We start from the raw sequence: 22,724 nt of genomic DNA, 5'->3' as shown, positions 1-22,724 counted from the left end.
GGCGTCAGCGCCGGGTCAGATCCCGCTGTCACGATCGAGATGCTTCGCAAGGGCTCACCAGATCGGAATCCACTCGGAGAAACCCCACCCGAAAGGCTGATAATGCGCGGCGCCATACAGGAGGAACGTGCTCCGGCACATTCCGGACTCAAGAGCTACGACCTCTACATCGCTGGCAAGGACGTCGCGGGTGACGGGTGGGTCTACACCGTCAGCGGGCGTTCCCTGCTGGAGGACGTCTTCACCAGCGTGAGCCTCAAGCGCACGCTGGAACAGGACCCCGAATCCGACGCGGCCAACCACCCCTATGTCGTGGGGCGTTGCGCCATCGCCGACGACTCCGCCATCGACCTGGCCACGCAGGCCGCCGCCGCGGCGGCCCCCGGCTGGGCGGCCGTACCGCAGGAGCGGCGGATGCGCCTCGGCACCCGCTTCCGCGAGGAACTCATCAAGCACCAGGACGAGTTCCTCCAGATGCTGGTCGCCGAGTCCCACCCGGTGAAGCTGGCCCGCTGGGAACTGAGCTGCCTGCTCCAGATCTACGCTCCCGGCAGCCTGCGCTGGTACACGAAGCAGATGCGGGTCGAGAAGGAGTACGGCGGCCGCAAGCTGATCCTGCAACGCCAGCCGGACGGCGTGGTGGCCTTCAACCCGCCGCAGAACGCCCCGCTGCCCAGCGCCGCCCTGTCCGTCCTCGCCCTGATGGCCGGCAACGCCGTGGTGGTCCGGGCGCCGCGCAGCATCGCGCTGTCCACCATGTGGCTGCTGCGGGACATCGTGGCGCCGCTCCTGGAGGAGTTCGACGCCCCGCCGGGCGTCCTGAACGCGGTGTGCTCCAACCCCAAGCAGACCCTGGACCGGTGGGTCGCCGACCCGCTGATCAACGACATCTTCTACATCGGCGGCAGCCAGGAAGGGCTGCGCTTCGAGCAGGCCTGCGTGGCCAACGGCAAGAAGCCGATCCTCGAACTGGCCGGCAACGACGGCATCGTGGTGTGGAAGGACGCCGACGTGAAGTGGGCGGCCGAGGCGATCACCGAGTCGTTCTTCGGCTCCGGCCAGATCTGCATGGTCCCCAACTACGTACTGGTTCACCCGGCGGTCGCGGACGCCCTCATCGCCGAGGTCAAGGAGCAGGTCAAGGCCATCAGGCCGGGCTATCCCGAGGAGGAGGACGTCCTGCTCTCCCCGGTGCGCCGCAGCGAGCGCTTCTTCCGGCTGCTCCGCCAGGCCCTGGACAACGGCGCCGAGCTGGTCACCGGCGGCAACCGCACCGAACTGGACGGCACCCCGTCCGAGACCGGTGTCTTCCTCCAGCCCACCGTCGTACGCGTCGACGGCCTGGACCGCGCCCGCACCTACGACGTGGTGCGCGAGGAGACGTTCTTCCCGCTGATCCCCGTCATCGTGCCGGAGGCCGACAACGACGACGCCCTCCTGGAGGACTTCCTCAGGTTCGTCAACTCCAACGAGTACGGGCTGCGCAACTCCCTCTGGTCGCGCTCCGACCACGTCATCGACACCTTCGTGCGCCGCGTCGTCAACGGCGGCCTGCTGAAGGTCAACGACTCCCACATCGGCTTCCTGCCCTATCTGCCCAGCCACGGCGGCACCGGCCGCACCGGCGGCGCCTTCGGCGAGGCCAACTACCCGATGCTCAAGACGTCCCATGTGCAGGGCGTCAGCATCGCCCGTGACGTCAGCCCCTACGAGGCGGTCTTCGGCGCCTTCGACGACTGAACAGCTTCCACTCCCCTCTCCTTCGGAGGTTCTGACGTGCGTTCCCTCGATGTCGCTCGGGCCGTCTGCGAGCGCTACCACCCCGGCCTGCTCAAGGAGTTGGAGCAGATCCCGTACACCGAGCGGGAGAAGCCCGGCAGCCCGATCATCGACCTCTTCCGCATCCACGGCGGTGTCGGCCTGCTGATCCCCGAGAAGTTCGGCGGCCACGGCGCCGCCCCGCTGGACGCGCTCCACACCCAGCTGGCCCTCGGCTCCCTCTCGCCGTCCCTCGTCGCGGCCGTGTCCATGCACCACTTCACCGTCGCCATGCTCTACTCGCTGGCCGTCGCCAAGGGCCGGCTCACCGACGCGCAGAACGACCTGCTGCGCCGGGTCGTCCCCGACCAGCTGGTGATGGCCTCCGGCTGGGCCGAGGGCCGCACCGAGCAGAACATCCTCACCCCGTCGGTGACCGCCCGCCCGGTCGAGGGCGGCTACCTCCTCTCGGGTGCCAAGAAGCCGTGCAGCCTGTCCCATTCGATGAGCCTGCTCACCGCGAGCATCGCCATCCACGGCCTGGAGGGCGATCCCGAACTGGCGCTCGCCCTGGTGCCCGCCGACTCGCCCGGTCTGACCGTCCGCCCCTTCTGGGGCAACGAGCTGCTCGCCGGGGCGGAGAGCGACGAGGTGCTCCTGGAGGACGTCTTCGTACCGAAGGACATGGTCGTACGGGCCGGGGCGGACGATCCGCGCCGCCTCGACGACCTCCAGACGGCCGGGTTCGTCTGGTTCGAGATGCTCATCACCGCCGGATACCTGGGAGGCGCGGCCGCCCTGGTCGAGCAGGTCCAGGAGCGGGAGCGCGGCAGCGTCCAGGAGCGGGCCGCCCTCGGGGTCGAGCTGGAGGCCTCCGTGGCGCTGCTCGAAGGAGTGGCCCGCGCGATCGGCCCCGAGCCGGGCGACGAGGCGTCGGTGGCCCGGGTGCTCGTCGCCCGCTACGCCGTGCAGAACGCACTGCCCCGCATCACCTCGCACTCCCTCGAACTGCTGGGCGGCCTGGACTTCATCCGCTCCTCCGGCCACGCCCTGGAGGCGGCCGCGTCCACCGCGCTCGCCTTCCACCCGCCCGGCCGGGGCGCCGCCGCCGAGCCGCTCCTTCGCTACTTCGACGGCGGCCCGCTGGTCCTCGCCTGACCCGCAGCCCCGACCGCACCTGCTTTTTTGGAGTGAGTGAACCGTGACCGTAATCCAGGAAAACCCGGCGTCCGCGGGCCCCTCGGCCTCCGCGGCCGACACCGAGGCGGAGGTCCTCGGCCTGTACCGCGCCCATCTCAGCAAGGGCCGGGCCACCCTCGCCGAACTCTTCGGCAGCCACATGGAGGTGGCCTCCGAAGGCGCCTGGCTCACCACCAGCGACGGCGAGCGCTTCCTCAACGCCGGCGGCTACGGCGTCTTCATCATGGGCGCCCGCCACCCCATCGTGATGGAGGAGGTGGAGCGCCAGCTGCGTACGCACCCCACCGCTACCCGCATCCTCCTGGAACCGACGGTGGCCCGCGCCGCCGAGGCCCTGGTCTCCGTGATGCCGGAGGGCCTGGACCGCGTGCACTTCGCGCTGTCCGGCGCCGAGGCCGTGGAGACCGGCCTGAAGCTGGCCCGCGCCGGCGGCTACAAGCGGACCGTCTCCATGCGCGGCGGCTACCACGGCAAGACGCTCGGCGCCCTGTCCGCCACCGCGAAGGAGGTCTACCAGAAGCCGTTCCGGCCACTGATACCCGACTTCGAACACCTGCCGTTCGGTGACGCCGACGCCCTGGAGGCCACGCTCGCCGCCCACCCCGGCGAGGTCTGCGTCATCCTGGAGCCCGTCCAGGGCGAGGGCGGCGTCATCATGCCGCCCAAGGGCTATCTGAAGCGGGTCGAGGAACTGGTCCGCGAGCACGACGGGTTCCTGATCCTCGACGAGGTGCAGTCCGGCTTCGGCCGCCTCGGCGAGTGGTGGGGCGCCGACATCGAGGGCGTACGCCCCGACGTGCTGCTCGCGGGCAAGGCGCTCGGCGGCGGTGTGCTGCCGGTCTCCGCGGCGATCGCCACCCGCAAGGCGTTCCGCCCCTTCGACAAGGACCCCTACGTCCACACCGCCACCTTCTCCGGGCAGCCCGTCCTGATGGCCGCGGTGCAGGGCGCGGTGCGGGCCATGAAGGAGGAGCGCCTGGTCACCCGGGCCACCGACCTGGGCGCCGTGCTGCTGCCGCGGATCGCCGAGATCGCGTACCGCAACATCCCCGAACTCGTCGTCGACGTACGCGGCCAGGGGCTGCTCATCGGCGTGGAGCTCGTCGAGGCCGGTCTGGCCGGCGAGCTGCTGATCGAGCTCTTCAACCACGGGGTGGTCGCCAACCACTCCATGAACGGCAGCTCGGTGGTGCGGTTCACGCCGCCCGCCGTCCTCAGCGACACCGATGTGGAGTTCCTCCTCAACTCCTTCGACCTGGCCACCCGCGACCTCGTGCGCGGCGCGGCCACCATGCCGGAAGGCGGTAACTGATCGTGCGGCACGTTGAACTGGAAGCAGTGGTCCCCGCGGAGCAGGTCTCGACGGTCTTCGACGCCGTGATGCGCTGGGAGAAGTACCCGGACCTGGCCCCTCACGTGAACTCCACCACGGTGCACGCCACCCTGCCCGAGACCCGGTGCAGTTCCAGCTGGGAGCTGCACTTCCGCAGCGGTCTGCTGCGCTGGACCGAGGACGACGTCTTCCTGCCGGAGCAGGGCGAGATCCGCTTCGAGCAGTCCGACGGCGACTTCGACTCCTTCACCGGCGTCTGGTCGCTGACGCAGGACGGCGACGACGTCGCGGTCCGCTTCGACGCCGAATTCGACTTCGGCATCCCGAGCCTGGAGGGCATCCTCGACCCGATCGCCGAGCGGGTCGTCAAGGAGACCGTCGCCTGGGCGCTGACCGGCCTGTTCCCGAAGACGCGGATCGCGGGCGGCCTCGAACTGTCCCAGCCGGCCGCCGTCGGCGCCTGAGACCTTAGCCAGGAGCTGACCATGGACCAGGCCAATCCCTTCGAGACGCCGAAGACGTTCTCCCTGCACCGCGCCGAGTACCTGGTGGGCTTCGCGGTCACCACCGGGCTGCTCATCGCGCACCTCGGCGACATCCGCTGGATCCCGGCGGTCGCCCTCTTCCTCTACATCGACCTGATCGGCTACATCCCCGGCGCGATCGCCTTCAAGCGCAGCGGCGGGAAACCGATCTCCAAGGTGTACTACGTCCTCTACAACGTGATGCACAGCCTCATCACCCAGGCCGTGGTGGCCGCGCTGTGGTGCTGGCTGATCGGTCCCGAGTGGGCGCTGCTGGTGCTGCCCTTCCATCTCTTCGGCGACCGCGGCCTGTTCGGCAACTTCATGAAGTCGTTCGCACTGCCCTTCGAGCCGGTGCGGCAGAGCGGCTATCTGCGGCTCCTGGACGACCTCGGCGTCGCCCACCCCAAGCCGGCCGGCCACGCGCAGGACCCGGAGCCGGTCGGGCACATCGCCGAGCCGCCGCGGCCCGCGGCCCGGGCCCGTGAGGAGGCCCTGCGATGAGCACACTCACCCCGCTGCGCCGCCCGGTGCGCCAGGACCCGGCCGAGCGACGCCGGGCGCTGTACCACCTGGCGTCGCCGGTGTCGGTGCTGACCGTCGGCCACGCCGGACAGCTGCACGGCACCACGGCGAGCACGGTCACCCTCGTCTCGCGTGAGCCCTTGCTGATCGGGGTCGCGCTGCGGCCCGGCTCGTCGTTCGCGCGGCTCGCCGGGGCCGAGGGGCGGTTCGTCGTCAACGTCCTGGACGGCGGGCAGGGCGACCTGGCGCGGTGGTTCGCGGACAGCTCGCGCCCCGACGGCAGCGCGCAGTTCGACGGCGTGCCCTGGACGGCCGACTCCTACGCCGGCGCCCCGCGGCTGACCGAGGCGCTCGCCTACTACTCCTGCCGGCTCCACTCCTCGCACCGGGCGGGCGACGGCGAGGTGCTGCTCGGCTACGTCGTCCGCGCCACCGCCGAGAACCGCCCCCCGCTGTTCAGCTACGCGGGCGGCCTCGTCGCGGGCTCCCTGCGTCCCGCCCGCACCACGAAGGAGACTTCGGCATCATGACCGGTTCTGTGGCCCCCGAGGCCGACTGGGACAAGGCGCCAGGGCTGCTCGACGGCGCCAAGGAACTCACCCTCGGCCCCGACGACTGCGACCTCGCCTACTGGTTCACCTCCGTCGCCCAGGGCACCCTGCGCGACCGCGGCGCGACCGGGCACCACGAGCGGGCGACGGTCCCCGACTTCCTGAAGGAACCGGGGCCGCTGCGCGACGCGCTGGTCCTGGAGTTCGGCTTCCGCGGCCTGTCCGAGGAGATCGCCACGCGCCTGCTCGGCCACTACGTGGCGCTCGCGCCGGGCGTGCCCGAGATGGAGTTCTACGCCACCCAGCTCATCGACGAGGCCCGGCACGCCCGCGTCTTCCGCAACCACCTGGTGGAGCTGGGGCACCCCGCGGACACACTCCTCAAGGACATCGACGAGATGGCCGCGGACTACCGCGAGCGGGTCCTGAACCCGGTCGTCGACTTCACCCTCGACATCGTCCGCGACCAGGGCGACTTCGCGGGCGGCGTCGCCGTCTTCGCCATCGTCATCGAGGGGGTGCTCGCCCCGGCCGCCGAGCTGAGCGAGCGCAAGTGGACGCCGCTGTCCCCGGCCACCGGGGAGATCTCGCGCGGCACCGCCATCGACGAGATCCGCCATCTGACGGTGGCGAGCACCATCCTGCGCGACCACGTGATCGCCCACCCCGAGTACCGTCCGCGCCTGATGGAGATCCTGCGGGCCGGGGTGAGGCTCTGGGACGAGATCCCCGACCGGGAGTTCGTCATCCACCGTGAGGAACTGTTCCAGAAGGGCATGGCCGACCACGCCGACAAGATCGGCGACTACGAGATCTGGCCGGGCGTGCGGATGCTCGACACCACCCCCGAGCAGCGCTACGACATGGCCGAGCAGTGGACCGACGAGATGGCCGAGTCCCGTATGGCGTACATGGGGCTGCCCGTAGAGGTCCTCAGCAGCCCGGCCGAGGTCCTCAAGCGTCCGGAGCCGGGCGCATGAGCGGCGCGGCCCGGCCGCTCGGCCGGTCGGCGGTGGTCTGCGGCATCGGCTCGTACGTGCCGCCGGACAAGGTGACCAACGACGAGCTGTCGCGGCGTCTCGACACCTCCGACGCGTGGATCCGCTCCCGCACCGGAATCGCCGAGCGCTACGTGGTCTCGCCCGGCACCGCCACCTCCGATCTGGCGGTGGAGGCCGGTCTGCGCGCCCTGAAGTCGGCGAGCACCGAGCAGGTGGACGCCGTCGTCCTGGCCACCACCACCCCCGACCAGCCGTGCCCGGCGACCGCGCCGGCGGTGGCGGCGCGGCTCGGTCTCGGCCAGGTCGCGGCGTTCGACGTGGCGGCCGTCTGCTCCGGATTCCTCTACGGGCTCGCCACCTCCTCGGGGCTCATCGCCTCGGGGATGGCGGAGCGGGTGCTGCTGGTGGCGGCCGACGCCTTCACGACCATCATCAACCCCGAGGACCGCACCACGGCGGTGATCTTCGCGGACGGCGCGGGGGCCGTGGTCCTGCGGGCCGGGGACGCGGGTGAACCGGGCGCCGTCGGGCCGATGGTCCTCGGCAGCGACGGCGAGCTGAGCCACCTCATCGAGGTACCGGCCGGCGGCTCCCGGCAGCGCTCGGCGGGCACCCCGCCCGAGCCCGGCGACCAGTACTTCCGGATGCTCGGCCGCGACACCTACCGGCACGCGGTGGAGCGGATGACCGCCACCTCGCAGGAGGCGGCCGAGCTGTCCGGCTGGCGGCTCGACGACGTGGACCGGTTCGCGGCCCACCAGGCGAACGCCCGCATCCTCGACTCCGTCGCGGAGCGGCTCGGCATCCCCGCCGAGCGGCAGCTCAGCAACATCGAGCAGGTCGGCAACACCGGGGCCGCCTCGCTCCCCCTGCTCCTGTCCCAGTCCGCCGCCGAGGGCCGGCTCACGGCCGGGCACCGGGTGCTGCTGACCGCGTTCGGCGGCGGGCTCTCCTGGGGGGCCGCGACGCTCGTCTGGCCCGAAGTGCAGTCCGTCTGACGCCTGCCGGCGCCGGGCGGTACCTCCTCAAGACCCGTACGCCGAACGGCGCGTACGCCTTCCGAAAGGGATCGTCATGCTGGAGCAGCTCAAGGAAATCCTGTCCAACAAGCTCAAGGTGTCCCCCGAGGCCATCACGCCGGAGGCCACCAGGGACGACATCGAGCTGGACTCGCTCGCCGTGGTGGAGCTGTCGCTGCTGCTCAAGTCCGAACTGGACATCGACGTCAGCGACGACGACCTCCTGGAGGCCGAGACCGTGGCCGACATGGTGGCGCTCATGGAGACGAGGAGCGCGAAGGTCTGATGGCCGGCATCGACATCGCCGTCACCGGGCTCGGCCTCGTCACCCCGGGCGGCATCGGGGTCGGGCCGAGCTGGGCGGCGGTCTGCGAGGGCCGGTCGGGCGCGGCGTTCGATCCCGTGCTGGCGGACAATCCGGTGCGCATCTCCTGCCGCGTGCCCGGCTTCGACCCCGAAGCCCTGCTGACGGCCCGCCGGGCCCACCGCCTGGACCGGTTCGTGCAGTTCGCGCTCGTCGCCGCGCGCGAGGCCATCACCGACGCCGGGCTCGACCCGCTGACCTGGGACGGTGCCCGGGTCGGGGTGGTGCTCGGCTGCGCGGACGGCGGCCCCGGCACGGTCGAGGAACAGCACCACGCGCTACGGGAGAAGGGCGCCGACCGGGTCTCGCCGCTGCTGCTGCCCATGCAGCTGCCGAACATGCTGGCCGGTCAGACGGCCATCGAGTTCGGGGCGACGGGACCCAACCTCGTGGTGGCCACCGCCTGCGCGTCCGGGGCGACGGCCATCGGCACGGCACGGGACCTGCTCGCGCTCGGCCGCTGCGACGTCGTCCTGGCGGGCGGCAGCGAGGCCATGATCACGCCGTTGGTGATGGCCGGGTTCGCGCAGATGGGCGCCCTGTCCCGGCGCGAGGACGATCCGACGCGCGCGTCGCGTCCCTTCGACGCCGACCGGGACGGCTTCGTCGCGGGCGAGGGCGCCGGGATCCTCGTCATGGAACGCGTCGAGGACGCCCGGGCCCGCGGGGCGCACCAGCACGGCCGGATCATCGGCTACGGCGCCACCGCCGACGCCCATCACATGACGTCGCCGCACCCGGACGGCGCCGGGGTTGAGGCGGCGGTCCGCGCGGCCCTCGCCGACGCGGGCGCGGATCCGGACGACGTACAGCACGTGAACGCCCACGGCACCTCGACGCCGCTCAACGACGTCGCCGAGGCGAGGATGATCAAACGGACCCTCCAGGGGGATCCGCTGGTCACCTCGACCAAGGGCGTGACCGGGCATCTGCTCGGCGCGGCGGGCGCGGTGGAGGCGGCGTTCACGCTGCTGAGCATCGAGCACGAACTGGTGCCGCCCATCGCCAACCTGGTCATGCCGGACGCGGAGGTCGACGTCAAGCTCGCGTACTCGGCGACCTCCATGCCCATCGATCTGGCGCTCAGCAATTCCTGCGGGTTCGGCGGTCAGAACACCGTCCTGGCCCTCGCCCCCGCGTGAGCACCGGAGCGGACCCGCTCCCATCCCGCCCCCGACCCCTGCCCCGGGCAGGAGCCGCAGCCGCCCCTCGCCAGGGGGGCGGCTCGGCGCATCTCCCCCGCCCCGCACCGCAGACCCCAGGAGAAGCCATGCACGATCCGCGCGAACTGATCGCGTCCGGGCCCGAGGCGGTACGGCGTCTCGCCCGCCGCCGCCACGACCTCGACGTGAGCGCGCTCGACGCGGCCCACCGCGGCCGGGCCGAGGCCCAGGCCGAAGTGACCCGGCTGCGCACCGAGATGAACCGCGCGGCCCGCGAGCGCACCCCCGGGCCGCCCTCCGAACAGGACAAGGAGGCCGCGCGCACGCTGCGCGCCGAGGTCCAGCGCGCGGAGGCGGCCGCCAAGGAGGCGGGCAAGAGCCTCGCCGACCTGGTCCTCGCCGTCCCCAACATCCCGCTGGACTCGGTGCCGGACGGCGACTCCGAGAAGGAGGCGGTGGAGATACGCCGGGGCGGCCCGCCCCCGTGCGAGGCGGACGGCTCCCGCCACCACGCCGACATCGGCGAGCGGCTCGGCATCCTCGACGGCAAGGCGGCGGCCCGGCTCTCCGGCGCCCGCTTCACCGTGAGCCGCGGCCCCGGGGCCCGCCTCGAACGCGCCCTCGCCGACTTCTTCCTCGACCTGCACACGGGCGAGCACGGCTACACCGAGCACTCCGTGCCGTTCCTGGTCAACCGCGACACCATGACGGGCACCGGCCAGCTCCCCAAGTTCGCGGAGGACCTGTTCGCCACGCAGGTCGGCGACCGCGAGCTGTTCCTGATCCCCACCGCGGAGGTTCCGCTCACCAACCTGCTCGCGCAGCAGGCCCTGGACGCCCGCGAGATGCCGTACGCGTTCACGGCCCGCACCCCGTGCTTCCGCGCCGAGGCCGGGGCGTACGGCAGGGACACCAGGGGCATCCTGCGACTGCACCAGTTCGAGAAGGTGGAACTGGTGCGCGTCTGCACCCTTGAGGACGCCCCCGCGCAGCTGGAGCTGATGCTGGAGCACGCCGAGGAGTGCCTGCGCCGCCTCGAACTCTCCTACCGCATCGTGCAGTTGCCGGCCGGGGACCTCGGCTTCTCGGCCCGTTCGACCTACGACATCGAGGTGTGGCTGCCGGGCAGCGGCTCCTACCGCGAGATCTCCTCGGTCTCCGACTGCGGCACCTTCCAGGCCCGTCGCGCCGGCATCCGCCACCGTACGGCGGACGGCCGCAAGGAGTACGCGGCGACGCTGAACGGCTCGGCCCTGCCCATCGGCCGCACGGTGGCCGCGCTCCTCGAACAGGGCGCCCGCCCGGACGGCTCGGTCGAACTGCCCGAGGCGCTCATCTCGTACACGGGGTTCCGCCGGATCCTGCCGGACGGCACGACGGAGTGACCGAGGGCTGCCGCCGGACGCATGACGGAGGGGGAGTTCAGGTGCCGGCACCTGAACTCCCCCTCCGTCATGCGTCCGCGGGTCACGCGCCCATCATGTGCGCCCCGCCGTCCACGTGGACGATCTCGCCCGTGGTGCGCGGGAAGAGGTCGGAGAGGAGGGCGACGATGCCGCGGGCCGCGGGGTCCGGGTCGGTGAGGTCCCAGCCCGCCGGGGCGCGGGTGTGCCAGTCGTCCGCCAGTTCGGAGAAGCCGGGGATGGACTTGGCGGCCATGGAGCGCAGCGGGCCCGCGGCGACGAGGTTGCAGCGGATGCCGCGGGGGCCGAGGTCCCGGGCGAGGTAGCGGCTGGTGGACTCCAGGGCGGCCTTGGCGACGCCCATCCAGTCGTACTTGGGCCAGGCGACCGTGGCGTCGAAGGTGACGCCCACCACCGAGCCGCCGCGCGGTTCGAGAAGCGGCAGGCAGGCGGTGGTCAGGGACTTCAGGGAGTACGCGGAGACGTGCACGGCGGTCGACACGTCCTCCCATTCGCCCGCGAGGAATTCGAAGGCGCCGGGCGGGCCGTACGCGATGGAGTGCACGACGCCGTCGAGGCCGTCGACGTGCTCCCGCAGGCGGTCGGCGAGGCCGTCCAGGTGCGCCGGGTCGGTGACGTCCAGTTCGACGACCGGGGCGGGCTTCGGCAGCAGGGCCGCGGTGCGCTCGATCAGGGAGAGCCGCCCGAATCCGGTCAATACAACCTCGGCGCCCTCCAGTTGGGCCAGGCGCGCCGCGTGGAAGGCGATGGACGCCTCGGTGAGGACACCTGTCACCAGGACGCGCTTGCCCGCGAGCAGGCCGCTCATGACGCCACCGCCTGCGGCAGGGAGGCGACGAGGGCGGAGTCGTGCGGGAGCGCGCCGAGGGCGGCGGCGCCGCCGGGTGAGCCGATCTCCTCGAAGAAGGCGGCGTTGGAGCCGCTGTGGTCGCCCCAGTCGGCGGGTACGTCGTCCTCGAAGTAGATGGCCTCCACCGGGCAGACGGGTTCGCAGGCGCCGCAGTCCACGCATTCCTCGGGGTGGATGTAGAGGGCGCGGCCGCCTTCGTAGATGCAGTCCACGGGGCATTCGTCGATGCAGGACTTGTCCTTCACATCGGCGCAGGGCTGGGCGATGACGTAGGCCATGCTGGTTTCCTCATTCACGTCGGCGGGGCGGTGGGGTCAGCGGTGCTCGCGCGGTCGACCGGGACGCCGGTGGTGCGTTCGCCCAGGGTGAGGACGGTGACGGCGAGCGCGGCCATCACCGTGGCGATGACACCGAACAGCGCCCCTGGCCCGTACGACTGGAGGACCGGGAGCAGGACGAACGGCAGCGCGGCGGCGCTGAGTTTGGACAGGGAGTACGCCGCGCCGGACGCGGCCGCGCGGATGGCGGTCGGGTACTGCTCGGCGAGGTAGACGTGCGAGACGCTGGAGAAGAGGTTGCTGAACACCGTGTAGGCGAAGCCGAAGACCATGATGACCGTCGGCGAACCCGCGTAACTGAAGCCGAGCCCGGCCACGACCATCGCGCCCGCCGACGCGACCACCAGCTTCTTGCGCTCGACGCGGTCGATGATGGGCAGGGCGAGCGCGGAGCCCACGGGGTAGCCGAGGAAGCAGACGGCGGTGAAGCCGATGCCGGCGACGATCCCGTACCCCTTGGCGGCGAGGATCTGCGGGGCGAGCGTGCCGAAGCCGTAGTAGCCGACCGTCGACAGCGCGCAGAAGATCCAGAGCATGGTGGTGCGGCGCCGCAGGTGGGGCTGGAAGATGTCCCGCAGCCGGGTCGCGGGGGCCGGCCCGTTGGCCGCGGCGTGCGCGAGGCCGGCCTCCGGCACCGCCGGGACCCCGCCAGGCACCTCCGCCTCCATGCGGGCGACCAGCGCCTCCGCCTCGTCCTCGCGGCCGACCGTCGCCAGCCAGCGCGGGGACTCGATCAGCCGCCTGCGCAGCACCCACACCACGGCCGAGCCGAGCGCCCCGATCACGAAGAGCCAGCGCCAGCCGTCGATGCCGAGCGGTGTCAGCGGGACGAGCCACAGCGCGGCGAAGCCCACGGCGGGCACCCCGCAGAAGGCGAGCGTGTACGCCCAGGCGATGAACCGGCCGCGCTTCTTCGCGGGCAGTACGTCCGACAAGTAGCAGTCGGAGAGGGACTGTTCGGCGCCGATGCCGATGCCGGCGAAGAACCGGGTCGCGATCAGCCAGGCCGCGTTCGGCGAGAAGGCGCCGAGCAGCGAGAAACCGGAGTAGATCGCGAGGTTGATCAAAAACGCCCGGCGCCGCCCGTACCGGTCGGCGATCTTGCCGAGCACCAGCGAGCCGATGAACTGGCCGATGAAGGCGGAGGCGAGGACCAGTTTCAGCTCGGTGGCGCCGAAGGCGAAGTCGTTCTGGAGGACCTTGGCGATGGTGCCGGAGAGGTTGTTCTCGAACGTGTCGAAGAGCAGCCCGACGCCGATGACCGCGGTGACACTACGGTGGGTCGGGGTGATCGGCATCCGGTCGAGCCGGACGCCGATCGAGGCGCCCGCGGCGGCCGTGGCCCCGGCCGCCGGTCTGGAAAGCGTGTCGGCCATCAGGCGGCCCGTTCCAGGTGCGCGTCGACGTCACCGCGGCGGACCGGGGCGCTGACCTCGTGCAGATAGGAGGCGACCTCGCGGTAGGAGGCCCAGAAACCGACCTCGTGGTACGGGACGCCGCGCTCGGCGCAGTACTCGCGGGTCAGCTCGCGGGCCCGCCCCAGGTTCTTCTGCGGCATGGCCGGGAACAGGTGGTGCTCCACCTGGTAGTTGAGACCCCCGTACAGGAAGTCGATGAACCACGAGGGCCGGATGTTGCGGGAGGTCAGGACCTGGCGCTCCAGCCAGTCCAGGGTCTCCTCGTCACCGTCGCGCACGTCCATGCCCTTGTGGTTCGGGGCGAAGATCATGCCGAAGTAGACGCCGAGGGTGGCCTGCTGGACCAGGATGAAGGTGACCGCGAGGACCGGCGACAGGACGGTGAAGACGCAGGTCAGATAGATCGCGGCGCGCGCGAGGAGCAGGGTGGACTCCAGGACGGGACGCTTGGTGAGGCCCTGGGCGATCGACTTCACGGCCGTCTTGTGCATCTTGAACGACTCGAGGACGAGCAGCACGAAGAAGAGCACGCTCTGGTAGCGCACGATGAAGCGCTGGACGCCGGTGCGGGTCGCGTACTGCTTGATGTCGAAGATCGCGGTGCGCCGGCCGATGTCCGGGTCCATGTCCAGATGGTTGGGGTTGCTGTGGTGACGGTTGTGGTGGTTGACCCACCAGCCGAAGCTGACCCCGTTGACGAAGTTGGCGTGGAAGTAGCCGACCGCGGAGGCGGCCCGCTTGTCGCGGAACATCGCCTTGTGGCCCGCGTCGTGCCACATGAAGGAGGACTGGCCGCCGCAGAGGCCCATCCACACCGCCACGACGAGCTGCCACCACGAGTCGCCCAGCAGGAAGAACGCGGTGAGCCCGGCCACGAGCAGCGTGGTGTTCCGGGTGAGGCGCCCGATGTAGTACCGCGGGTCGAGGTCGAGCAGCCCCTCCGCCTTGACGCGTTTGAGCAGCTCGGAGAAGGTCGCGGATGCCCCGGTGCGCTGCGGGGCTGCTTTGTGCTGAGAAACAGCGGGGCGCTGCGGGTCGACGGCGACACCGGTCTCTTGGACGTACGGACGCTGCATACGAAGCTCTCCTCGGAAGAAGTGCCCGAACCGGGCGGCGGCGCCCGCCCGGCGTCGGGTATCCCACCGGACGGACGCCGGGCGAACGTGTGTGCAGCGTTCCGTGAGGCACTGATGTGGCGCTGATGCTGGACTGATCGGCGCTGCTCAGTGCCGCTCGGTGCCGCTCAGTGCCGCTCGGCGTCGCTCCGCGCCGGTTCAGGCCGCGGGGCCGGGCTCGGCCCGCAGCAGGGCGTCCAGGTCGCGGACCACGGTGTCCGCGGCGCGGGCCACGTCCTCGTCGTCGGGGGCGGCGATGACACCCATGAGCTGTTCCACCATGGCGTGCTTGAGCGTGTCGATGGTCTCCGCGTTGCCACTCATCGTCGTTCACTCCTGTCGGTCGGTTTCGGGTTGCGCGTGTCTGACGGCACCTCAGAAGGCGTTGCACGCACGGAAGATGTGCGCGAACGACGCCAGGGACGCGGGGCCGTCGAAGGCCACGTACTCCGGGATGGTCGCGTCGGGCGCCCACTTGTGCTTGTACGAGAGCTGCGTCTGGGCCGGGTAGAGCGCGGCGCCCTCGGCCCACAGGGCCTGCATCAGCCACTGGAACGCCGGGCTGTGGCCGTCCAGTTCGTGCTCGGCGTCCAGGCCCGTGAAGGGCGTGAAGCCGAAGTGCAGCCACGGGACGCCCTCGCCGCGGAACACCTCGATGGCGTGCGCGTTGATGGCCTCCATCAGGCCCGGCGACCCGTCCGGCACGCGCCGGCTCAGGTCGTGCATCCACCCGGCGCGGCTGCCGAAGACCGGGGAGTACGAGATGTAGGCGACCGGCGCCCCGGCGATCGTGCCGACGAAGAGCCGCCGGTGCTCCTGCGCCTCGCCGCCGATCTCGCCGACCAGGAACTCCAGCGGGCGGGCCGCGCCCTTGCTGGACAGCCAGGCACCGTCGATGGCCTCCAGCGCCTCCCGCCAGGCGTCCGCCTCGACCTCCTGGATCTGGAGGCCGTTGCGGTAGGCGCGGGAGATCTTGTTGCGCAGCTGCATGAAGCGGGTGCCGCGCAGGGTGAACTCGGCCAGGCTCACCGCCCAGGAGGCGCCGATCTGGTTGACGGTGAACCCGCGCCGCGCGTAGCGCTCGGCGTCGTCGCGCTGGAGTTGGACGCCTACGTGGGTCAGCCCCTGCTCCCTCACGTGGCGCCGGAAACCGTCGAGGAGGGTGTCGTAGTCCTTGGGGGCGGCGAAGGGCCCGCCGAACTGGACGGCGAAGCGGCCGGTCCTGCGGTAGATGACGACGCCGTCCGTTCCCGGCACTGTGAAGGTGCTGTTGCCACTGTTCAGCGCGAGGAACGCGCTGGGATTCTCGGCCCGCGTATGGGTGCGGACAGCCTGGAGAATCGGGTTTTCCACTACGGTCACGGTCATGATCCGTTTCCCTTTCGGAAGCCGTTGCGGTCGAGGAGAGTAGAGCACCGCCGCCCCTTTCATGGGAAGGGCGTAAAACTCACACCGAGGGTGTACGGCGGTGGGCGTGACGGCATGTCAGAGAGGCGTCAGCAGGCCGTCAGAAGTGCCTGGCAATGTTGTTCTCGTGAACGGCACGGGAAACCGGGCCGGGAACACGGAGAGGTGCCCGGAGTGGTTTATCGGGGATCTCGGGCTCACGCTCAAGGTCGGGTCGCTCGCGGCCCACGCAGGTTCGAATCCTGCCCTCTCCGCAGGCACAGAACACCGTGCCCGTACAGGCACGGAACACCGTGCCCGCACCACCAGGAGAGGTGCCCGGAGTGGTTTATCGGGGATCTCGGGCTCACGCTCAAGGTCGGGTCGTCCGCGGCCCACGCAGGTTCGAATCCTGCCCTCTCCGCCACTGGAACAGTGACTTCCACATCCACTTCGCCGGGCCTCCCCCGCCCCGGTGAAGCGACCGCCCCGGCGCCCCGCGACAGCGGCCAGGCCTGCCGGGGCGGGCCTGCGTCCGGCGGACACACCTCTCTTCTTCTGGACGAAGCGGCAGGTCAGGGCCGTTGTCACGCAGCCGATCCGCCTCGTTCAAAAAAATACCTTCCCAAAGGAATGATACCGTGAGAGGGTCTTCGCCGGAAGGAGGCAGAGGGTGCGCCCCCTGTCTCCCCAGGTCGGGGACGCCCAGAGATCGCCACGCCGACCTCCACCCGCGGGCCCCCACACCGCAGCACCGATGGCCCTGGCGACCCGGAAGGTGAACCACCCCGACGTTGCAGCAACGAAAGCCAAGGGGGAAACGGCATGCTGAGCTTTTCGATTCTCGGAGCACTGCAGATCCGCACCGCGTCAGGATTCGCGGAGATCTCGGGGGATCTCCAGCGCAATCTCATCCAGACGCTGCTCGTCAGCGAGGGTCGCCCGATCTCGGGCGAGAGCCTCGTTGAAGAAATGTGGGGCGATTGCGTCCCGGACAAGCAGGCGAATGCTCTCCAGGCTCACATCAGCCGACTCCGCCGGAAACTGAAGAGCCTGGAGCCCGATCTCGCGGTGTCCCGGGTGACCATTCACCCCTCCGGATACCGGCTCACCATCCACGAGGGCGAATTCGACGCGGCGGAATTCACCAAGTCGGTCCGGCAGGCCGAGGCCGAGGGCGCGGCCGACCCCGGCGCCACGGCGGAACTGCTCGGCCGGGCGCTCGCCCTGTGGCGCGGCCCCGTCTTCGGCGACTTCCCCGGCGGCACCATCTGCCAGCTCGCCTGCGCGCGTTACGAGGAGTACCGCATGCGCGCCATGGAACTGCGTTTCGAGGCGGAGCTGCGGCTCGGGCATCACGCCGCGATGCTCGCCGAACTCCACGAGGCGCACAGCAACCACCCGCTGCGGGAACGCTTCTGCGAGCAGCTGATGGTCGCCCTCTACCGCTCGGGGCGCCAGGCCGACGCGCTCAACGTCTACCGCGCCATGCGCCGGCACCTCTCGGACGAGCTGGGCATCGACCCGTCCCCCGCCCTGCGCCAGGTCGAGCACGCGATCCTCGCGCACGACCCCGCCCTGGCCGCGGAGCCCCGCACCCTGCTCCAGCCCGCCTGACACAGGGGCCCCGCGTACGGAGCCGCCGCGCACGCGGGATGTCAGCGGCCGGTCAGCGGCGATTGCCACCATCGGAACGGAAAGCGGGCGCCCGCGCACCGCGCGGAGCCTCCCCGTACGCGTCCCGCGCGGCGCGCATCGACCCAACCACCGTATCCACCAGGAGTTTTCATGACCACGAGCCAGACCTCCGCACGCTTTGGAACCGCGGCCACGAACTCGTCCGCCGCGCGCCCGCTGCGTCTGTTCCTCGGTCTCGACGCCGCCGTCACGGCCGGCAACGGCCTGATCTACCTGATCGCCGCGGGCCCCGTCGGCGACCTCCTCGACATGAACGCCGGGCTGCTGCGCGGGATCGGTGTCTTCCTGACCGTCTACGGCGTGCTCGTCGGCGTCCTCGCCGCCCAGCAGGTGCCGTCCGCCGCCGCCACCAAGATCGTCATCGAGGCCAACCTGCTGTGGGCCGTCGCCAGTGTCGCCACCGCGCTGTTCGGCTGGTTCGACCCGAACACGATCGGCACGGTGTGGATCCTCATGCAGGCTGCTGTCGTCGGCGGGTTCGCCGGGCTCCAGATCAGCGGCCTGCGCAAGCTCACCAACTGAACCGCCCACAGCGTCCCCGGTGACGGCAACCGGTAAGGGGAGAGATGAGACTCCACGTCGCGGAGCTGGCGGCGATCCGGGACCGGGCCCTCGCGGGGCCCGGCGAACCGGCTACCGCCGCTCAGAAGGCCAAGGGCAAGCTCACCGTCCGGGAGCGGATCGGACTGCTCCTCGACGAGGGCTCGTTCCGCGAGGTCGAACCCTTGCGCCGACACCGGGCGACCGGTTTCGGCCTGGAGGCGAAGCGGCCGTACACGGACGGCGTCGTCACCGGTTGGGGCACGGTCGAGGGCCGTACGGTCTTCGTCTACGCGCACGACTTCCGGATCTTCGGCGGTGCGCTGGGTGAGGCGCACGCCACCAAGATCCACAAGATCATGGACATGGCCATCGCGGCCGGTGCTCCGCTGGTCTCGCTGAACGACGGCGCGGGGGCCCGCATCCAGGAAGGCGTCACGGCTCTCGCGGGCTATGGCGGGATCTTCCAGCGCAACACCAAGGCCTCGGGCGTCATCCCGCAGATCAGTGTGATGCTGGGCCCGTGCGCGGGCGGCGCGGCCTATTCGCCCGCGCTGACGGACTTCGTGTTCATGGTCCGTGAGACCTCGCAGATGTTCATCACGGGGCCTGACGTGGTCCGCGCGGTGACCGGCGAGGAGATCACGCAGAACGGCCTGGGCGGCGCCGATGTCCACGCCGAGACGTCGGGCGTCGCGCACTTCGCGTACGACGACGAGGAGACCTGCCTCGAAGAAGTGCGCTATCTGCTGTCGATGCTGCCGTCGAACAACCGCGAGAACCCCCCGGCGCACGGCTGCGACGACCCGGCCGGCCGCGCGTGCCAGGCCCTGCTCGACCTGGTGCCCGTGGACGGCAACCGCCCGTACGACATGGCCAAGGTCATCGAGGAGATCGTCGACGACGGTGATTTCCTGGAGGTCCACGAGCGGTGGGCGCGGAACATCATCTGTGCCCTGGCCCGTCTGGACGGCAAGGTGGTCGGGATCGTGGCGAACCAGCCGCAGTCCCTGGCCGGGGTGCTGGACATCGAGGCCTCCGAGAAGGCCGCCCGCTTCGTGCAGATGTGCGATGCCTTCAACATCCCCATCGTGACGCTCCTCGACGTGCCCGGCTTCCTGCCCGGCGTCGACCAGGAACACGGCGGCATCATCCGCCACGGCGCCAAACTGCTGTACGCGTACTGCAACGCCACCGTCCCGCGCATCTCACTGATCCTGCGCAAGGCCTACGGCGGCGCCTACATCGTCATGAACAGCCAGTCCATCGGCGCCGACCTCACCTACGCCTGGCCCACCAACGAGATCGCCGTGATGGGCGCCGAAGGCGCGGCCAACGTCATCTTCCGCCGCCAGATCGCCGCCGCCGAAGACCCCGAAGCCATGCGCACCCGCATGGTCAAGGAGTACAAGGCCGAACTGATGCACCCCTACTACGCCGCCGAACGCGGCCTGGTCGACGACGTCATCGACCCCGCCGAGACCCGCGAGGTCCTCATCAACTCCCTCGCGATGCTCGCGGGCAAGCACGCCGACCGTCCCTCCCGGAAGCACGGCAATCCCCCGCAGTGACGCCCACGACCGGAGGTCCCATGCCCACAGCCGACATCCGCATCGAGAAAGGCGAGGTCACCGCCGACGAGCTGGCGGCCCTGACCGTCCTCCTGCTGTCCCGTGCAGCCGCCCCGCCCCGGACCACCGCCACCGCCACCACCGCGCCGAGCACGTCGTGGCGCCACGACAAGTACCGGGCCCCGCACAGCTGGCAGGGCTGACGGCCGCCGCCGTGACGCACGAGTGCGCGCCCCCGGATTGTCCGGGGGCGCGCACTGGTGCGTGCGGGTCTCAGCCCGCGATGGTCAGCTGCATCAGGGCCTTGGCCGTGTGCATACGGTTCTCCGACTGGTCGAAGACTCGGCTCTGCGCACCCTCGAAGACCTCGTCGTCCACCTCGCGGATGTCGGGGTGCGCGATCGCGGTCTCCGTGTCCAGGAGGTGGAAGGCCGGCAGGCAGTGCAGGTAGATGCTGTCCTCGCGGCCGGTGAGGGCCATGAGGTCGCTCGTCACCTTCAGGTCGCGCAGCAGGTCGATGCGCTCCTGCGTCTGGTCCTCCTCGCCCATGGAGACCCAGACGTCGCCGTAGACGCAGGCCGAACCGCTCAGCGCCTCCTCGGGCGACTCCGTGACCAGCACCCGGGCCCGCTCCGACTCGCGCCCGGCGAGCAGTTCCTTGATCAGCTCGGGGTCGGGCTGGAGCGGCTTCGGTGCGAGGATGCGCAGGTCGAGGCCGAGCTTGGCGGCGGCGATGGCCAGGGTGACGGCCATGTTGTTGCGGCCGTCACCGACGTACGTCAGCGGGAGCCCCTCCAGGTCGCCGAAGTTCTCGCGCAGGGTGAGCAGGTCGGCGAGCACCTGGGTGGGGTGGTAGCTGTCGCACAGGCCGTTCCACACGGGAACCCCCGCGTACTGGGCGAACTCGGCCACCGTGGCGTGCTCGTAGCCGCGGAACATGATGCCGTCGAAGACGCGACCGAAGACGCGCGCGATGTCCCGGACGGACTCCTTGACGCCGAAGCGGATGTCGTCGCCGTTGAAGATCTCCGGGTGCGCGCCGGACTGCGTCGAGGCGACGACGAAGGAGACGCGCGTACGGGTGGAGGGCTTCAGGAAGATCAGGGCGATGTTCTTGCCGGCCAGGGCGGGCACGTTCACCCCGAGGGCGGTGCGCTCCTTGAGGTCGGCCGCCTTGGCCAGCAGCTCGCGGATCTCGTCGCCGCTGAGCTCGCGCAGGGACAGCAGGCTGCGCCCCTTGAGGCCCGAAATCGTCACGGCACTACCTCCGAAGTCTGACCAGCCCCGACGGCACTGGGTCGATGGCTGGGTCGATAATCATGCAGACCTTTACATTAACATGCAGCCTCAACAGGTCAACCGCGTGCGCCGGAGGTCACACATACGAAAGGGGCCGGACTCCGACGAGTCCGGCCCCTTCCCCCCTTCAGCTCTTCAGCTCTTCAGCTCACCGCTCGGCCGACACCGCCCAGCGCAGGCCGTCCGCCGAGGGCACGAGACCGCCTTCGAACAGGGCGTCCGACGGATCGAGGTCGCCGCCGAGCGCGGCCTGCACCTGGATCTGGGTGCCCTGCTCCATGACGCTGCCCATGATCTCCGACTGGTACAGCGGCGTGGCGTCGTCCCCGCCGGTCCGGTCCACCTGGGCCACCGACCGCTCCAGCTCACCGGCGGTGTTCCTGAACCGCGTCCGCACCGACTCGGCGTCCACGAAGGCGCCGTCGAGGGAGGCCACCCCGCCCACCAGCTCGACGAACGCCTCCAGCTCGGAGTCCGCGAAGCTGTTGACCTTCTTCGCCTGCCAGAAGTACGACTCGTGGTCGCTGTTCATGTCGTAGAACGACACCAGGAACTCGTAGAACAGGCCGAACTCGTGGCGGTAGCGCGCGTCGAACTCGGCGAAGCTCTCCTCCTCGCCGATGTCGCCCGCCAGCACGGAGTTGATGGACCGCGCGGCGAGCAGCGCGCTGTAGGTCGCCAGGTGCACCCCGGAGGAGAAGACCGGGTCGAGGAAGCAGGCGGCGTCCCCGACCAGCACCATGCCCGGACGCCAGTAGCTGTTGTTGCTGTACGAGTAGTCCTTGCGGACGCGCACCTGGCCGTAGACGCCGTCCGTGACGCGCTCGGCGTCGGACAGCAGGTCGGCGATGCGGGGGCACTTCTCGATGAGCTGCGAGAGCGCCTCGGACGGGTCGCCCTGCACCGACTCGGCGAACTCGCGGTGCACCACCGCGCCCACGCTGGTGAGGGTGTCGCTCAGCGGGATGTACCAGAACCAGCCCTCGTCGAAGGCGGCGCAGAAGATGTTGCCCTGCTTCGGCGCGGGCATCCGCTTGCCGCCCTCGTAGTACCCGAAGATCGCGATGTTGCGGAAGAAGTCCGAGTACGTGCGTTCGCCGCCCGCCTGACGGTGGATCCGGCTCTTGTTGCCGGACGCGTCGACGACGTAGCGCGCGTTGACCGTGTGCCGCGTGCCGTCCGCGTCGGTGTAGACGACGCCGCGGACCCGCTCGGCGTCCTCGATCACCTCGGTCACGGAACAGTTCTCACGCACGTCCACGCCGAGCTTGCGGGAGTGCTTGAGCAGGATGTCGTCGAACTTCATCCGCTCGACCTGGTACGCATGAGAGGTCGGACCGGCCATCCGCGGCGAGATCGCGAAGGCGAACGACCACGGCTCGGGGTTGGTGCCCCACCGGAAGGTGCCGCCGAGCTTGCGCGTGAAGCCGGCCTTCTCCACCTCGTCGGCCACGCCCAGCATCCCGCAGATGCCGTGCACCGTCGCGGGCAGCAGCGACTCGCCGATCTGGTACCGCGGGAAGGTCTCCTTCTCCAGCAGCAGCACCCGGTGACCCTGCTTGGCGACGAAGGACGCGACGGTCGAGCCGCTCGGGCCACCGCCGACCACGACGACATCGAACTCTTCTGAGGACAACGGTCAATCTC

23 protein-coding genes and 2 tRNA genes are annotated in these 22,724 nt (G+C 70.6%); 17 read left to right on the top strand and 8 right to left on the bottom strand.

What is annotated here, in order from left to right:
• Positions 1 to 102: 102 nt before the first annotated feature.
• The 11 genes from CP975_RS22895 (at position 103) to serS (ending at position 10,823) form a co-directional block, all read left to right on the top strand.
• Positions 103 to 1,740, top strand: coding sequence for an aldehyde dehydrogenase family protein (locus CP975_RS22895; RefSeq protein WP_246201601.1), 1,638 nt, complete (start codon positions 103 to 105; stop codon positions 1,738 to 1,740).
• A 36-nt stretch (positions 1,741 to 1,776) separates the two neighbouring features.
• On the top strand, positions 1,777 to 2,916 hold the full coding sequence (locus tag CP975_RS22890) for an acyl-CoA dehydrogenase family protein (RefSeq protein ID WP_055530461.1): 1,140 nt from the start codon (positions 1,777 to 1,779) through the stop codon (positions 2,914 to 2,916).
• Positions 2,917 to 2,959: 43 nt separating this feature from the next.
• On the top strand, positions 2,960 to 4,270 hold the full coding sequence (locus CP975_RS22885; protein ID WP_030791461.1) for an aspartate aminotransferase family protein: 1,311 nt from the start codon (positions 2,960 to 2,962) through the stop codon (positions 4,268 to 4,270).
• A gap of 2 nt (positions 4,271 to 4,272) precedes the next feature.
• Positions 4,273 to 4,755, top strand: a complete 483-nt coding sequence (locus tag CP975_RS22880; protein ID WP_055530462.1) for a type II toxin-antitoxin system RatA family toxin — start codon at positions 4,273 to 4,275, stop codon at positions 4,753 to 4,755.
• A 21-nt stretch (positions 4,756 to 4,776) separates the two neighbouring features.
• Positions 4,777 to 5,319, top strand: coding sequence for a hypothetical protein (locus tag CP975_RS22875; protein WP_055530464.1), 543 nt, complete (start codon positions 4,777 to 4,779; stop codon positions 5,317 to 5,319).
• On the top strand, positions 5,316 to 5,870 hold the full coding sequence (locus CP975_RS22870; protein ID WP_055530466.1) for a flavin reductase family protein: 555 nt from the start codon (positions 5,316 to 5,318) through the stop codon (positions 5,868 to 5,870). Before CP975_RS22875 ends, CP975_RS22870 begins: the two co-directional genes overlap by 4 nt.
• Positions 5,867 to 6,871: a ferritin family protein gene (locus CP975_RS22865; protein WP_055530467.1), complete on the top strand. Its 1,005-nt coding sequence runs from the start codon at positions 5,867 to 5,869 to the stop codon at positions 6,869 to 6,871. The genes CP975_RS22870 and CP975_RS22865 overlap by 4 nt, the downstream gene beginning before the upstream one ends.
• Positions 6,868 to 7,890 carry a beta-ketoacyl-ACP synthase III gene (locus CP975_RS22860; RefSeq protein ID WP_055530469.1) on the top strand — a complete coding sequence of 341 codons (1,023 nt, stop codon included), beginning with the start codon at positions 6,868 to 6,870 and terminating at the stop codon, positions 7,888 to 7,890. Before CP975_RS22865 ends, CP975_RS22860 begins: the two co-directional genes overlap by 4 nt.
• A gap of 76 nt (positions 7,891 to 7,966) precedes the next feature.
• Positions 7,967 to 8,197, top strand: coding sequence for an acyl carrier protein (locus tag CP975_RS22855; RefSeq protein ID WP_055530471.1), 231 nt, complete (start codon positions 7,967 to 7,969; stop codon positions 8,195 to 8,197).
• Positions 8,197 to 9,417: a beta-ketoacyl-[acyl-carrier-protein] synthase family protein gene (locus tag CP975_RS22850; RefSeq protein WP_055530472.1), complete on the top strand. Its 1,221-nt coding sequence runs from the start codon at positions 8,197 to 8,199 to the stop codon at positions 9,415 to 9,417. Before CP975_RS22855 ends, CP975_RS22850 begins: the two co-directional genes overlap by 1 nt.
• Before the next feature lie 128 nt (positions 9,418 to 9,545).
• Entirely contained in the window at positions 9,546 to 10,823 is a 1,278-nt protein-coding gene (gene serS, locus CP975_RS22845; RefSeq protein WP_150477286.1) for a serine--tRNA ligase, read from the top strand.
• An 82-nt stretch (positions 10,824 to 10,905) separates the two neighbouring features.
• Here the strand turns inward: serS and fabI are convergent, their stop codons facing one another.
• The 6 genes from fabI to CP975_RS22820 form a co-directional block, all read right to left on the bottom strand.
• Entirely contained in the window at positions 10,906 to 11,670 is a 765-nt protein-coding gene (fabI, locus tag CP975_RS22840) for an enoyl-ACP reductase FabI (protein WP_055536129.1), read from the bottom strand.
• Positions 11,667 to 11,990, bottom strand: a complete 324-nt coding sequence (gene fdxA, locus CP975_RS22835; RefSeq protein ID WP_150477285.1) for a ferredoxin — start codon at positions 11,988 to 11,990, stop codon at positions 11,667 to 11,669. The genes fabI and fdxA overlap by 4 nt, the downstream gene beginning before the upstream one ends.
• Before the next feature lie 14 nt (positions 11,991 to 12,004).
• A complete protein-coding gene (locus tag CP975_RS22830) occupies positions 12,005 to 13,426 on the bottom strand; it encodes an MFS transporter (protein WP_055535767.1) in 1,422 nt (473 codons plus the stop codon).
• Complete coding sequence (locus CP975_RS22825) at positions 13,426 to 14,544, bottom strand: fatty acid desaturase family protein (RefSeq protein ID WP_055535766.1); 1,119 nt, start codon at positions 14,542 to 14,544, stop codon at positions 13,426 to 13,428. The genes CP975_RS22830 and CP975_RS22825 overlap by 1 nt, the downstream gene beginning before the upstream one ends.
• A 198-nt stretch (positions 14,545 to 14,742) precedes the next feature.
• A complete protein-coding gene (locus CP975_RS35090) occupies positions 14,743 to 14,907 on the bottom strand; it encodes a hypothetical protein (RefSeq protein ID WP_167532718.1) in 165 nt (54 codons plus the stop codon).
• A 51-nt stretch (positions 14,908 to 14,958) separates the two neighbouring features.
• Positions 14,959 to 15,951: a DUF2156 domain-containing protein gene (locus CP975_RS22820; RefSeq protein ID WP_055535765.1), complete on the bottom strand. Its 993-nt coding sequence runs from the start codon at positions 15,949 to 15,951 to the stop codon at positions 14,959 to 14,961.
• Positions 15,952 to 16,149: 198 nt separating this feature from the next.
• Between CP975_RS22820 and CP975_RS22815 the strand changes: the two genes are divergently transcribed.
• From CP975_RS22815 to CP975_RS22790, 6 genes are all read left to right on the top strand, one after another.
• Positions 16,150 to 16,244: transfer RNA gene (locus CP975_RS22815), tRNA-Val, on the top strand.
• 54 nt (positions 16,245 to 16,298) lie between these two features.
• Positions 16,299 to 16,396: transfer RNA gene (locus CP975_RS22810), tRNA-Val, on the top strand.
• Positions 16,397 to 16,794: 398 nt separating this feature from the next.
• Positions 16,795 to 17,586 (top strand): AfsR/SARP family transcriptional regulator, encoded by a 792-nt coding sequence (locus CP975_RS22805; RefSeq protein WP_055535763.1) that lies wholly within the window; start codon positions 16,795 to 16,797, stop codon positions 17,584 to 17,586.
• 171 nt (positions 17,587 to 17,757) lie between these two features.
• On the top strand, positions 17,758 to 18,189 hold the full coding sequence (locus CP975_RS22800; RefSeq protein WP_055535761.1) for a hypothetical protein: 432 nt from the start codon (positions 17,758 to 17,760) through the stop codon (positions 18,187 to 18,189).
• Between the two features lie 44 nt (positions 18,190 to 18,233).
• On the top strand, positions 18,234 to 19,778 hold the full coding sequence (locus CP975_RS22795; protein ID WP_150477284.1) for an acyl-CoA carboxylase subunit beta: 1,545 nt from the start codon (positions 18,234 to 18,236) through the stop codon (positions 19,776 to 19,778).
• Positions 19,779 to 19,798: 20 nt separating this feature from the next.
• Positions 19,799 to 19,981, top strand: a complete 183-nt coding sequence (locus CP975_RS22790; RefSeq protein WP_055528856.1) for an acyl-CoA carboxylase subunit epsilon — start codon at positions 19,799 to 19,801, stop codon at positions 19,979 to 19,981.
• 70 nt (positions 19,982 to 20,051) lie between these two features.
• Here CP975_RS22790 and argF read toward each other — a convergent pair whose 3' ends face one another.
• Both argF and CP975_RS22780 read right to left on the bottom strand, forming a co-directional pair.
• Positions 20,052 to 21,035, bottom strand: a complete 984-nt coding sequence (argF, locus tag CP975_RS22785; protein ID WP_055528858.1) for an ornithine carbamoyltransferase — start codon at positions 21,033 to 21,035, stop codon at positions 20,052 to 20,054.
• 190 nt (positions 21,036 to 21,225) lie between these two features.
• Positions 21,226 to 22,713: a tryptophan 7-halogenase gene (locus CP975_RS22780; RefSeq protein ID WP_055528859.1), complete on the bottom strand. Its 1,488-nt coding sequence runs from the start codon at positions 22,711 to 22,713 to the stop codon at positions 21,226 to 21,228.
• Positions 22,714 to 22,724: the final 11 nt, after the last annotated feature.

Source organism: Streptomyces alboniger (assembly GCF_008704395.1).
GTDB classification, from domain to species: Bacteria; Actinomycetota; Actinomycetes; order Streptomycetales; family Streptomycetaceae; genus Streptomyces; species Streptomyces alboniger.
The sequence above is the reverse complement of the archived record's forward strand: the minus strand, read 5'-3'. Positions and strand labels throughout refer to the sequence as shown.